10 protein-coding genes, 2 tRNA genes and 2 pseudogenes are annotated in these 13,962 nt (G+C 41.8%); 11 read left to right on the top strand and 3 right to left on the bottom strand.

All coding sequences use genetic code 11. The features are described 5' to 3' along the window. The first annotated feature begins 213 nt into the window (after positions 1–213). The 11 genes and pseudogenes from BGI33_RS12615 to recG all read left to right on the top strand — a co-directional run bounded on the left by BGI33_RS12615 (position 214) and on the right by recG (position 12,112). Positions 214–558 carry a hypothetical protein gene (locus BGI33_RS12615; RefSeq protein WP_100091520.1) on the top strand — a complete coding sequence of 115 codons (345 nt, stop codon included), beginning with the start codon at positions 214–216 and terminating at the stop codon, positions 556–558. Between the two features lie 266 nt (positions 559–824). Then, positions 825–1,907 (top strand): annotated as a pseudogene (ribBA, locus tag BGI33_RS12620) (bifunctional 3,4-dihydroxy-2-butanone-4-phosphate synthase/GTP cyclohydrolase II); the annotation flags it as partial. Positions 1,908–2,059: 152 nt separating this feature from the next. Further along, on the top strand, positions 2,060–2,956 hold the full coding sequence (locus tag BGI33_RS12625) for a DMT family transporter (protein WP_100091521.1): 897 nt from the start codon (positions 2,060–2,062) through the stop codon (positions 2,954–2,956). Between the two features lie 131 nt (positions 2,957–3,087). Next, a complete protein-coding gene (gene ribH, locus BGI33_RS12630; protein ID WP_100091522.1) occupies positions 3,088–3,540 on the top strand; it encodes a 6,7-dimethyl-8-ribityllumazine synthase in 453 nt (150 codons plus the stop codon). Between the two features lie 34 nt (positions 3,541–3,574). Next, complete coding sequence (nusB, locus tag BGI33_RS12635; RefSeq protein WP_100091567.1) at positions 3,575–3,991, top strand: transcription antitermination factor NusB; 417 nt, start codon at positions 3,575–3,577, stop codon at positions 3,989–3,991. 181 nt (positions 3,992–4,172) lie between these two features. Then, a complete protein-coding gene (locus BGI33_RS12640; RefSeq protein ID WP_100091523.1) occupies positions 4,173–4,805 on the top strand; it encodes an RDD family protein in 633 nt (210 codons plus the stop codon). A 396-nt stretch (positions 4,806–5,201) separates the two neighbouring features. Beyond that, positions 5,202–5,795: an RDD family protein gene (locus BGI33_RS12645; protein ID WP_100091524.1), complete on the top strand. Its 594-nt coding sequence runs from the start codon at positions 5,202–5,204 to the stop codon at positions 5,793–5,795. A 570-nt stretch (positions 5,796–6,365) separates the two neighbouring features. Next, entirely contained in the window at positions 6,366–6,989 is a 624-nt protein-coding gene (locus BGI33_RS12655) for an RDD family protein (protein ID WP_180297046.1), read from the top strand. Between the two features lie 516 nt (positions 6,990–7,505). Next, a pseudogene (locus BGI33_RS12660) lies at positions 7,506–7,916 on the top strand (RDD family protein); the annotation flags it as partial. A gap of 88 nt (positions 7,917–8,004) precedes the next feature. Further along, positions 8,005–9,873, top strand: coding sequence for a dihydroxy-acid dehydratase (gene ilvD / locus BGI33_RS12665; RefSeq protein ID WP_100091568.1), 1,869 nt, complete (start codon positions 8,005–8,007; stop codon positions 9,871–9,873). 202 nt (positions 9,874–10,075) lie between these two features. Then, positions 10,076–12,112 carry an ATP-dependent DNA helicase RecG gene (recG, locus tag BGI33_RS12670; RefSeq protein ID WP_100091569.1) on the top strand — a complete coding sequence of 679 codons (2,037 nt, stop codon included), beginning with the start codon at positions 10,076–10,078 and terminating at the stop codon, positions 12,110–12,112. A 162-nt stretch (positions 12,113–12,274) separates the two neighbouring features. Here the strand turns inward: recG and BGI33_RS12675 are convergent. From BGI33_RS12675 to BGI33_RS12685, 3 genes are all read right to left on the bottom strand, one after another. Further along, positions 12,275–12,349 (bottom strand) — tRNA-Glu (locus BGI33_RS12675). A 10-nt stretch (positions 12,350–12,359) separates the two neighbouring features. Next, a tRNA-Arg gene (locus BGI33_RS12680) sits at positions 12,360–12,436 on the bottom strand. Positions 12,437–12,592: 156 nt separating this feature from the next. After that, complete coding sequence (locus tag BGI33_RS12685; protein ID WP_100091570.1) at positions 12,593–13,933, bottom strand: deoxyguanosinetriphosphate triphosphohydrolase; 1,341 nt, start codon at positions 13,931–13,933, stop codon at positions 12,593–12,595. Positions 13,934–13,962 lie beyond the last annotated feature (29 nt).

Raw genomic sequence — 13,962 nt, forward strand, 5'->3', positions numbered from 1 at the left:
AAGTCCCTTATGATATTAAACAGTATGTTAAAACCTTACTTTTTTGATTACTGAATCATCAGATTTTGATTAGGTTTATTGTAATAAGCGAGAATAAAAATGACAAAAGAATGTATTGGTGCAGTTTTCTTACAGCGCGTAATATGCTCTTTATCCACTTTAATCTTCAGTTCGTGGCCTATGTTGCTGGCACTCATTGCAGATGGCGGGAAAATGCCTATTTTAAAGTTGGTTAAAGTATTTACCGACGATATAACACTAAATTCAGGTGATATTTTATTCATCATGGCCTTTTTTGCCATATTGATACTTTTAATCATGATAACCGGCTGGATTTTTAATGTTACGTCTAATTTGTTCTTAAAAATACTGGTTGTTATTGGCTGTATTTGTGGCATACCTAACACAATTATATCGCTGATACTATTTATCGGCGGCGGCTTTCTGATTTTGCCAGCAGCAATTTTGGCCGTATATCTTACTAACTGGTATTTCAAAGGTGGTGCAGATTATCCCATTGAGCAGAAACCTAATATTATTCTGAAAATAAAAGCCTGATAAATATTTCACACTTCGCTCGATAAAGCCAATGCAGTAATCATGCTGTTATACATACAGCAATCCGCTTGATATTAATTTATAAATTATTCGTAGTTTCCTAGTTTCATATATTGAGTTTAAAGAGCAGAGAAAAACAAAAAAACAGAATTAATTTATTATTGATATTTTAAGTATCAGCCTTTTGATAAAAGCAAGCTGCCGCCACCAATCCAGAGTACAATAGCGTTTATTTTGCTAAGAAAGCGTTGTCTACTATCATGAGTATTGCCACCATCCCAGAAATCATTGCCGATATCAAAGCCGGCAAAATGGTTATTCTTACAGATGCGGAAAACCGTGAAAACGAAGGCGATTTAACTATGGCCGCACAGTTTGTCACACCAGAAGCAATAAATTTCATGATTAAACACGCCCGCGGCCTGGTTTGTCTGCCTTTGGAAGAAGAAATTGTCGACCGCCTGCGTTTACCTCTGATGACCCAGAATAATGGTGCTCAGTATGGTACTAATTTTACCGTTTCCATTGAAGCAGCACACGGTATTACTACCGGTATTTCGGCCGCAGACCGCGCTCATACCGTACAGGCAGCAGTATCTCCTACGGCCAGAGCAGAAGATATTGTTCAGCCTGGCCATATTTTTCCATTACGCGCGCAAAAAGGCGGGGTTCTGGTGCGCACTGGGCATACCGAAGCCAGTGTTGATTTAGCCAAACTGGCCGGTTTGATTCCGGCTGCGGTTATCTGCGAAATCATCAATGACGATGGTACTATGGCACGCATGCCGGAATTAATGCTTTTTGCAGAAAAGCATGGGATTAAAATCGGTACCATTGCTGATTTGATTGAGTATCGAAGCCGCCATGAAAGCTTGATAGAAGAACTCGGCGTTAATAATATCCATACTACCTGGGGTGATTTCACTCAGCATGTATACGTGGATCAATTATCAGGTGAAACCCATCTGGCTCTAGTAAAAGGCAATCCGGCAAATGCTGAAGAAGTACTAGTACGGGTACATGAACCATTCAGTGCCATGGATTTTCTGCAACCAGACCAACTGCATACCTGGCCACTACCTGAAGCCATGGCACGCATACAGCAGGCTGATGCCGGCGTAATCATTCTGATGCACCGCACTGAAACAGGTGCCACCCTACTCGACCGCACCTTACCCAAAGGTACACACCAGGCTAGACAATGGGATAGTAAAACCTATGGTATTGGCGCGCAGATATTGGCCGGCCTGCAAGTAAAACGCATGCGAGTTATGGGCAAACCTTCAGCCTTTACCGGCCTGAACGGATTTGGCCTTGAAGTAACCGGATTCGAAGAGCCAGCTAGATAATATTTCTTTACTAAACAAGTATATATTTTAGTAGCACATTTGAAATACAATACGCCCCCTCAGGCTGTCTAAATGATGGGATGTTACCGGATAGGGACATTACATCATTCAGACAGCCTATTGTAATGGCTGTTTTTCAAGGATGGTATTTAATGCAACTGACCCCGCAAAAATGGGCTGCTTTCGGTTTAACTTTTGGCTGCATTGTATTCGGGCTGGGTAGCCTGATTGTCAAATTTGTCTCCATTGGTTCCTATGCTATCGCCTTATGGCGCGTATTGATTGGTGGTATTGTTTTTCTGTACCTCAGCCGGCATTTTGGACAAAAATTACCCACAAGCGGCAAAGCAAAACGTTTTTGCATTCTTTCCGGCGTATTTTTAGGCTTTGATCTAGCATTCTGGCATGAAAGCATTCACGCCGTTGGCCCGGGGATATCTACTTTACTCAACAGCATGCAGATATTTTTTCTAGCTGCAATTGCGTGGTTTTTCTTTGGCGAGCGCCAAAATAAACTGCAACTATTCAGCATGCTACTGTCTGTCGTCGGCATTTTACTGATTGCCCATCCAGAGCTCAGACATAATACCCATGGTGGATACGGTATCTTTATCGGCTTAATTTCCGGTGCAGCCATGGCTGCCTCCATGGCCTGTATCCAGCAGGCGCATCAGGCAGAAACGGTTTCATTATTTCCACTGATGCTACTGATAAGTGTTGGTGCAGTTAGTACTTTAATTGTGCCAAGCATATTGATTGATTCAAGCCATTTCTGGCCGACGAATATGGCAGATGTACTTATGGTCATAATATATGGTGTGGTTATGCAGTGCTTTGCCTGGGGGTTGATTGCTTATGCGGTGCCGCTACTGTCGTTAACTTTAACTGGCCTATTATTATTAAGTGAGCCGGTAGCCGCCATTTTAATTGATTATTTTTTTCTTAATAAACCAATTAATACAGTGCAGTGGACTGGCACAGCACTAACCTTACTGGCCATATATCTGGGGTCACTCAAACCCAGAAGCAGCCAGAAAAAAACCGCTTAAAGATTCCACGCTATCGACAAATTCGGTAAAATCAGGATGCTAAACATTGGCGTCTGAATGCTCACTATAAAAGTATTTTATTCTGGTTCACCTACCACGCCAATGGCATAACTGAAGAAAAAGGAAATCAAATGAATACCATCACCCCAGAATACAATGGTTCTGGCCTACGCATAGGCATCGTACAGGCACGTTTCACTAATCCAATTGGTGCTCAATTGGTTAAAGCCTGTACTGAACGTTTGGTAAAACTGGGGGTTAAGGATAGCGATATTACGCTGGCCACCGTGCCCGGGGCATTAGAAGTACCGCTGGTATTGCAAAGCATGGCACACAGCGGTAAATTTGACGCATTAGTAGCCATCGGTGTAGTTATCCGCGGTGAAACCTATCATTTCGAACTGGTATCCAATGAAGCAGCCGCTGGCGTGTCTCGTGTTAGTCTGGATCACCAGATACCAATTGCCAATGCCATCCTCACCACTGAAAACGATGCTCAGGCACTGGCACGTATGCACAATAAAGGCAGCGAAGCAGCAGTGGTGGCAGTAGAAATGGCCAATCTGCTCAAAACCCAATATTGATTATTTACTTAACAAGGACATTGTATACATGTCAATGATTACCCCTCGTCGCCGTGCACGTCAGTTTGCCGTACAGGCGCTATATCAGGCACAGTTGAACAAAGAAGAATCAGCAGCCATTATTGCGCAGAATATCCGTGACAATGAATATTTTGCCAAGGCAGACGGCGAGTTGTTTGCCCAGATATTTTTTGGTGCCTATAACAACCAGCGCGATTACATGAAGCGTATCCGCCCTTTGCTTGATCGGCATGAAGATGAACTCAATCCGGTAGAACGGGCGGTATTGTTAATGGCCTGCCATGAACTGTCAGCCATGCCAGAAACACCACATCCGGTAATTATTAACGAAGCTATTGAAATCACCAAAACTTTCGGTGGTACAGATGGCTATAAATTTATCAATGGCATTCTGGATAAGCTCTCAGCAGAATTGCGTGTTCCTTCATAAAGAATCTGGCACCCCAAAAGTGAAAACAGACAGGTTGATCAATCAACCTGTCTGTTTTTTATTAATCACAATTAAAAATATATATTTTACATATTATTTCATCAAAAATCAGTATTGCAGGATACTCATCATTTACTTACAATAAAACATCTTTTATTACATATATTATCAAAATACTGATATGCGAAAACAATATCGTATCAAACCAAGCGCATCAGGTTCTGATCAATACATAGAATCTATGCCGGCATTGGCAGATGGAAAACTAGAGCTGGCCACACCTGCCTATCGCCTGTGTGCAATAACCATCAATCAGCTATTCCAATATATCATTTTTTTGCCTATATCTATCTATTCACTATCAGCATTATTTGAAGCTATGGAGGAAGAGTATGATTCAGATGAGTTAACAGAGTTTTTTCTGGACTGGCTTACACTACCGCAAACGCTGACTATAATCTGTTTAACGATAATGGCACTGATTATTTTTACTGCATGGCAAATAAACTGGATGACTAAATATGGTCAGTCAATAGGTAAACGCATGCTAAATCTCAGGGTAATCAGAACCAATGGTGATAATCCCGGCTTTGTACGCAATGTGATTTTGCGTGAAATCGTATATCAGTTAATAGTAGTAATAATAGGTTCATTAACTTTAGGTATTGGTTATTTTGTCTTTATGTTTTTTCCGGCTATGGTATTTATTAATAAATGGCAGCGACGAACATTACCGGATTTTCTGGCTGATACAATAGTTGTCAGAGATAGAATGGCTGAGAAGCCTATAAAAGTTAGAATTCCCAAACGTTAATCAGATATTCTAATTGTAGGTGTTACGGTATTGTTACTAAGTCTGTATAAGATATTTAATACTCAGTATGGATAGCGAATCAATAGTTCAAACCAGCAATCATTTAATCGCTCAATAGAAAACCGGTTAATTTGAACAATAAAAGTTGTCATTGCTATTCATCAAGCACCACCCATCACTAACTGTAACGTAATTATTTATACTCTATCGAAAAACTGATAAGAGTATAAAAATCGAAGTTGAATATTGATTACAAAAAATTATAGAATTGATAAGCAATATTCTTTAAAATATTTAACAGTATTTTTTATAGTTTTATGCATACTAATTGAAGCAGAAGTAACGATTAATGTTATTTACTCAATTTCCATCAACTAATTTTTAGAAAAATCAACTATGTCTAATACCCAAGAAAACTTTTCAATAAATAATCATGAATATGACCATACAGCAGATATGGAAATTGAAGTGGAACTTGCCAGTCCCTGGAACAGAATTAGCGCATATATTATTAACAGTCTATTATTAACTTTGGTTGCATTTATTGGCGTTATACTCTCTCTTTTTTTTGTTAAATTTGTCTTACGATCTAAGTCTGAAGATATTGTAATTCTAAGTTTAATAATATGCATTTCTATATCTCTATTAATCTATGCTATCTTTCAATTTATACAAATGAGCAAAACCGGACAATCTTTTGGCAAACGTCTGATGGGTATTAAAGTTATTGGCATTGACGGACAAAATCCAGGTTTTGTTGGTACTGTATTACTGCGTGAAGGTATCTTTAATATAATTGCGGAAATTATTTCAGTTACTTTTGTAGCTATATTTGTTCATTTATTTAACTTTCCCGAGCTAGCTACTGAATTGTTATTTGCTTATCTGCTTCCGTTTATTTGCCTAATTATGCTTTTCCGAAAAAGTACAAATCAACGTACCCTTCAGGATTATTTAGCCAGAACAATAGTTATAAAAGTAGAGAAATAGTCATATAATAATCATATAGATAATATATATTAACATATACTATCTCGAAAAAATAAATCTAGGCTTACACTGGAAATTTGTTGGCAAAATTACTGTAATCAAAAGTCAGCCTTGAATCTACAAACATCAATGGCCCGCATATGCTGGTGCGCATATATTATGCTGGATAACTAGTGCTGCCGATTAGAATACTGCTCATTCATGCTTTACGTAAAGAACTGTTTTTCGAAACCGACCGCTATATTGTTAAATTAGATAAACTATATTATAAACAGGATGATAGTATTATCCATACCGCTACTACTGATGCAAGGATTACTAATATCGATCAGTTAAGCCGCCATATCTCCTGTCTGTGTAAAGTTGTACCGGCTACGCTAAAATATTATATGGAAGAAAGACAGTATCCATTCAGAATTGGAAAAGTGCGATAAGTCGATTTATCATAAAATTTAGTAACAGAATTAACAGTTATCTATAAAAGCAAAACATACAAAATTTGGGATAGATTCAATGATAGTAAACACACAACAACATTCAGATTCAAATAATAATCAATCAAAATTGTTTATGACTGAATCCCGTGGATCAGTTGCAGTTGAATTGGCTTCCCCGTGGAGGAGAATTGCAGCATACTTAATTAATAATGCAATATATTATTCTATTATTTTTATAGGTCTGCGCATTTACAACGCAACATTTGATTTTGAATCTGAGGCCTTAGGACAAAATATTGTACGACCTTTTGAATTATGGTTTCTTTCTGACTATCAGTCTACTGAACCAGTCTCATCTGTTTTTGGATTGCTGTTTGTTTTTGAAAAAACACATGATCTATCAAGTATATTTTTATATATTATTTTACCAGTAACCATTTTTGCACTTTGGCAAACTATACAGATGAGTATCACAGGACAATCTATTGGTAAACGATTCATGAAAATCAAAGTCATCAAAACCACTGGACAAAATTCTGGGTTTGCTAGTACGGTACTGATGCGTGAGATTTTATTTAATATTCTCGTGGGATTAGCATTATTATTTATATTCACACCAACAAGCATTAACTTCATACTATCCTCATTTAATACGCAATTCACTTTGATTATAATTATATATTTACGTAAACTTATATTCCCATTTATTTGTTTAATTATGCTATTTTTCAAAAAGACTAATCGCCGTACTTTATAAGATTATCTTGCTAACACAATTGTAATCAAAGTATAACGTCATAGTGACATAAATATTCATCGCTACTAATACACCAATTATCATTAATCAGTTAAGTTAAATACAGAGCTGCTAAATAACACCTGCAAAAGATTTTATAGATTGAATAATTACTTTAATGCTTTCTAATTAAGTAGAAATTTATAATTACAGTTGCATTACTATTTATATAAACAGCAGATATATCCGTTCAGTTAATGATTTATATTTTGTCAATTTAGCTATAAGTTAACAAATTAAATATAAAATATTATTTATTCTGTAAAAATAAATTTTTTATTATATAACTTTAATATATCTTATATTTATTTATGGATAATCCTACATATGATTAATTTTTTTCCTCTTCATCCAATAGTAGCCTAGCAGATGATTATGAAATAGAAGTTGAACTAGCCTCTCCGTGGATACGTATTGCTACTGTTTTAATTAACTGGCTCATTTTTCATCTTAGTATAATTCTGGGCACACTTTTTTGGGCTTTTAGCCAAAATGTTGCACAGTGCCCTAGCCGAGAAAATATGTATAATACTGGCTGCTTTAGTTCCATTATTAATGTATTTTATTGGTCAGTGCATTATGATGAGTACAAAAGGTCAATCTTTTGGTAAAAAATTGATAAGAATAAAGGTTATCGGGATAGATGGTAGTAATCTCGGTTTTATTGGAACTGTTTTACTCCGTACAATAATTCCTGCTGTTGCCTTAACCATAATAGGTCTGTTATTGAATCTGATTTTTTATCCAGATATCTATACTGTACTAAGTAAGCCTAACTTTATCTCGTTATTTTTTTATATTATTTGTCTGTTTATGTTATTTCGCACCACAACCTATCGGCGCACTTTAGAAGACTATCTGGCCAAAACCATTGTAATTAAAGTTTAATCCTGAGTTTACAAATATCAACTGCCTGCGTACCATGCTGGCAGTTGTTTTACATTTACAGATAAAAAAACATTACAAGGGAATGATCATGCCACAATACCGTTCACAGACTTCTACACACGGGCGCAATATGGCTGGTGCGCGTGCACTATGGCGCGCAACTGGGGTTGCCGATCATGATTTCGGCAAACCTATTATTGCCATCGCCAATTCTTTTACTCAGTTTGTTCCCGGCCATGTGCATTTACATAATATTGGTCAGTTGGTCGCACGCGAAATTGAGCGTTCCGGTGGTATCGCAAAAGAATTTAATACTATTGCCGTAGATGACGGCATTGCCATGGGTCATGAAGGGATGCTGTACAGTCTGCCTTCACGCGACCTGATTGCCGATAGCGTTGAATATATGGTTAATGCCCATTGTGCAGATGCACTGGTGTGTATATCCAACTGTGACAAAATTACCCCGGGCATGCTGATGGCGTCGATGCGCCTGAATATTCCAACCATATTTGTGTCCGGCGGCCCGATGGAGGCCGGTAAAATCATCGCCACGACTAGTGGACAGCAACAGATGCGCAAGCTGGATCTGATTGATGCCATGATTGAAGCCGGTAACGATAAAATCAGCGATGAAACTGTGGCCAGTATAGAACGCAGTGCCTGCCCTACCTGCGGCTCCTGCTCCGGCATGTTTACGGCTAATTCAATGAACTGTCTGACTGAAGCACTGGGCTTATCTTTACCCGGTAATGGTTCTTTACTGGCTACCCATGCATTACGTAAAGAACTGTTTCTCGAAGCTGGACGGCGTATTGTTGAATTAGCCAAACGCTATTATGAGCAGGATGATAGCAGTATTCTTCCTCGCAGCATTGCCACCAAGGCAGCGTTCAATAATGCCATGAGTTTGGATATTGCTATGGGCGGTTCTACCAATACAGTATTGCACCTGCTTGCCGCAGCTACCGAAGCTGGGGTTAATTTCAAAATGGCCGATATTGACCAGTTAAGTCGGCATGTACCCTGTCTGTGTAAAGTTGCACCAGCTACGCAGAAATATCATATGGAAGATGTACATCGCGCTGGCGGAGTAATGGCCATTCTGTCCCAGCTCAATCGTGCCGGCCTGCTAGATACCAGCGTGCATACTGTCCACATGCCCACGCTGGCAGATGCGATTGCACACTGGGATGCAAGCGATCCGGCCAATACAGAGGCAAAACAACGTTATCAGGCAGCACCGGGTGGTGTACGTTCAACCGAAGCTTTCTCACAAAACTGTATGTGGCCATCGCTTGATCTGGATCGCGCAAATGGCTGTATCCGTGATAAAGAACACGCCTACTCACAGGATGGCGGTCTGGCGGTTTTGTTTGGCAATCTGGCTGAACGTGGTAGTGTGGTGAAAACCGCCGGTGTAGACGATAGTATTCTTAAATTTAGCGGTCGTGCCCGCGTATTTGAAAGTCAGGATGAGGCGGTTGAAGCCATTCTGGGCAATCAGATTGTGGCAGGTGATGTGGTTATTATCCGTTATGAAGGCCCTAAAGGCGGCCCCGGCATGCAGGAAATGCTTTATCCAACCAGCTATCTGAAATCCAAAGGCTTAGGTAAAGCCTGTGCCCTGCTCACCGATGGCCGTTTTTCTGGTGGCACATCCGGCTTGTCGATTGGCCACGCTTCGCCAGAGGCAGCTGAAGGGGGCAATATTGGTCTGGTACACGAAGGCGATATTATTGAAATTGATATTCCTGCACGCCGGATTCATCTGGCTGTATCCGATACTGAATTACAGCAACGCCGTGCAGAGATGGAAAGCCGCGGTGCCCGTGCATGGAAACCTGTACAACGTCAGCGCCATGTTTCCGTTGCTTTACGCGCCTATGCCGCAATGACTACCAGTGCTGATACCGGTGCAGTACGTGATGTAACACAAGTAGAACGACAGGATTAATGGCTTCTGAAAAGCTACCCGTTTTGCTACGGAAAAAAATTACCGGTTAGCAAAACGGGTTTATTTTTGTGGTAAACAAACCTGTTAAATAATCGCCAGTCATTTATCTGTCATCAACTGAGGCAAAGCCAGCCAGAATAGCGATATGCGGTTAAACATGCTATGGTAACAATATTGCATTATGTCTTTTAACTGTTTCACCATGTCTACTACTGCTTTTCCTTTTCCAGTTAGTGCCGGCACTCTTGCCAAACTGGCCAAGCTCAATATCAGTAATATCTGGGATTTGGCTCTGCACTTGCCTTTACGCTATGAAGACGAAACTCATATCACTCCAATTGCTGATGCCCAGACGGGTGCACCGGTACAGATTGAAGCAACGGTAATCCATCAGCAAATACAATTTCGTCCACGCAAACAGTTAGTAGTACAAGTCAAAGATGTGTCCGGCCATGTTTTGTATCTGCGTTTTCTACATTTTTATCCTAGTCAGCAAAAACAACTGGCAGAAGGCAATGTGATTCGTGCGCTGGGTGAAATCAGACATGGTTTTTTTGGTGATGAAATGGTACATCCCAAAATTCGTACTGATATCGACAAAGGATTGGCCGAAAGCCTGACACCAATCTACCCTACAGTTAATGGACTGAATCAACCCACTTTACACCGCCTGATTCAGGCTGCGCTTAAGCATCTGCCTGCCGACGATACCCTGCCAGCCGAGCTATTACAACAATTGCAGTTACCGCCCTTTCTGGAAAGTCTGACTTTTTTGCATTCTCCCCCACCCGAGTACACGGCGCGGGACTTACATGAAGGTACTTTACCAGCATGGCAGCGGCTGAAATTCGATGAATTGCTAGCACAGCAATTGTCAATGCGGCTGGCTCGCCAGCAACGTTTGAGTGGTCACGCCACAGCTTTATGTGGTGACGGACGCATCAGTCAACCTTTACTGGCTAATCTGGGTTTCGCCTTAACCACGGCACAACAGCGTGCCATTGCTGAAATCACTAATGATTTGGCACAAACACATCCGATGCACCGTTTATTGCAGGGAGACGTGGGCAGTGGCAAAACTATTGTTTGTGCACTTGCTGCCGCGGCAGCAATGGAAGCGGGTTTTCAGGTAGCGGTAATGGCGCCCACAGAAATTCTGGCTGAACAGCATCACCTGAAATTTCAGCAATGGTTTGCGCCATTGGGAATCAGGATTGCCTGGCTTTCCGGCAGTGTGCGCAAAAAAGCCCGCGAAGAGGCCAAAAATGAGCTGGCAAACGGTACGATTCAACTGGCCGTTGGTACGCATGCGCTGTTTCAGGATGATGTGGCTTTTCATAATCTGGGATTGGTTATTGTTGATGAACAACACCGCTTTGGTGTAGCCCAGCGTCTAGCCTTAAAGAATAAAGGAGATGATGTACATCAGTTGATGATGTCTGCCACACCGATACCGCGCACACTGGCAATGAGTTTTTTTGCTGATCTGGATGTTTCGGTGATTGATGAACTGCCGCCCGGGCGCACGCCGGTAGTAACCCGTCTGGTGAACAGTGCGCGCCGGCATGAAGTGGAAAAACTTGTGAAGCATACTTGCGCTCAGGGGCGGCAGGTATATTGGGTATGCCCATTGATTGAGGAATCGGAAACCTTACAACTACAAACAGCAGTGGATACTGTTGCCCAATTACAGGCTGCCTTGCCGGAACTGACCATAGGCCTGATACATGGCCGTCTGAAACCTACAGAAAAAGCGGCTGTGATGGCGGCATTCGTCGAAGGCAGTACTCAGGTACTGGTAGCAACCACTGTGATTGAAGTGGGTGTGGATGTGCCTAATGCCAGCCTGATGGTTATCGAACACGCGGAGCGTATGGGACTAGCGCAATTGCATCAACTGCGCGGGCGTGTGGGTCGTGGCGCTGCGGCCAGTCGCTGTGTATTGCTGTTTAGTGAGCCGCTGGGCGATTTGGCTAAAGCGCGCCTGAAAGTAATTTATGAAAATACTGATGGTTTTGAGATTGCCAGACAAGATTTAAACATCCGTGGCCCGGGAGAATTTCTGGGAGCACGCCAAAGTGGTGTGCCCATGCTGCGTTTTGCCAATCTGGAAGAAGATTTGCCATTACTGGAAAAAGCTCGTGATCTGGCACCGATACTGATTAGCCAGCAACCAGAAGTAGTCAATAAGCATTTGCAACGCTGGCTGTCTCAACGTGCCGCTTATCTGGGTGTATAAGTTGAGTTCCGCTGTATCCGCAACATGATTAAAACTTATCCAGTTAGCACACTAATAAGTAAGGTTTTTGAAACAAATAGCAGCCTGATAAATACATCACAGCGACAAATTATAAACAAAATAAAAAACCTGCTTGAAAAAATCAAGCAGGTTTTCAGAATCTGGCACGCCCACGGGGAATCGAACCCCGGTTACCGCCGTGAAAGGGCGATGTCCTAACCGCTAGACGATGGGCGCGTTGGCTTGATGGTGCACCCGGAGCGATTCGAACGCCCGACCCTCTGGTTCGTAGCCAGATACTCTATCCAACTGAGCTACGGGTGCATTGCTTTCGAACTCGTTTAAGAGTCACCGAAAATCAAGAAGCGCGATAATACGCAATAATCTGTTCTTTGGCAAGCAAAAACGGGGGTAAAAATGAAATAAATATTTATATTTATGATTTATATAATTATTTTATATAAGCTTCAGGCACGAGATCTACAACATACCAATACCGGATACCTCACGCGCCAGTTTCGCTGCGGTGTTATCCGTCATGCCGCCGACAAAATCCAGCACTTTCATATAGGCCAGATACAAACCATCGTCTCTGCTTAGCTTCTGCTCCTTCAATAAGGATAAGGCCAGCTCCTGCCGTTTGCTTAATTTATCGGTTTTAATAAATGCATACACAGCCGGTACCAGCAAGCCCAGTATCGAACCAAGACAGGGAAAAGTAGCGATTTCCGTAATCAGCTTACTCTGGTGGCGGAATATCCTTGTCCGTGCCAGCTCCTTGGCTGCATGCAGTGCCTCATTTACGTCCGGGCTGGCCAGAGCAAGTAAATCTTTGCCGCGAAAGGAGCCATTTAATAAATCACCGTGGTGTTTGATAAAAGTATGCGCAATATCATCTACCGCGCGGCCAATAGCAATACCACGCAAACGAGCACAACGTTCCTGACTAGCATACGAATGCCATTCATATTCTTTATTGGTTAGTCTGGACAGGATTTGCTCTACTTCATCAACCTGTAATAAGCCCAGCTCCACTGCATCTTCCAAATCCAGCAAGGCGTAACAGATATCATCGGCAGCTTCCATCAGATAAGATAATGGATGCCGTACCCAGTGATTTTTACCTGACTGTGGTAGGCCAAGCTGCTGAGCAACACAACGGATAAAAGGCAGCTCTGTCTGATAGATATTAAACTTATGCCGTCCCTGCTCAGCCGAACTTGTCCAGGGGTATTTCAGCAAGGCACCGATAACTGCTGCGGTGAGCCGCATACCGCCATCGTTCTGATACATTTCCAGACTGGCCACCAGTCGCAGGCTATGTGCATTACCTTCATAAGTTTCAATATCATTGCGCTCGGCAGTGCTTAGTTGCTGTAAATAATGCGCATGCTGCGGGTCACGAAACCATTCTCGCAGTGCATCTTCACCGGTATGCCCAAATGGCGGATTACCAAAATCATGCGCCAGGCAGGCTACCTGTACTATCGCACCAATATCGGCAGCATGACTGCCCGGTGGTAAAAAATTACCGGCAGCCAGCATAACGCCGACACGATTGCCCAAACTACGCCCCACACTGGCTACTTCAACACTATGAGTGAGGCGGTTGTGCGTGTGGTCATGCAAAGCAAACGGATGCACCTGCGTTTTACGTGCCAGACGACGAAAACCGCTGGAAAACACCACACGATCATAATCTATGTGAAAATCAGTACGTAAAGCCTCCGCGCCTTCTTCACTGGAAGCGGTCACAGTAGGCACGATACAGCCATTATCCGGTTTAAAACGTTGGGCACTTAATAATTGTGTCCAGTTCATACAGTATGGCGAAGTTGTTTTCATATTCA

Origin of the sequence: Snodgrassella alvi (assembly GCF_002777425.1) — a bacterium.
Classification (GTDB): Bacteria; Pseudomonadota; Gammaproteobacteria; order Burkholderiales; family Neisseriaceae; genus Snodgrassella; species Snodgrassella alvi_B.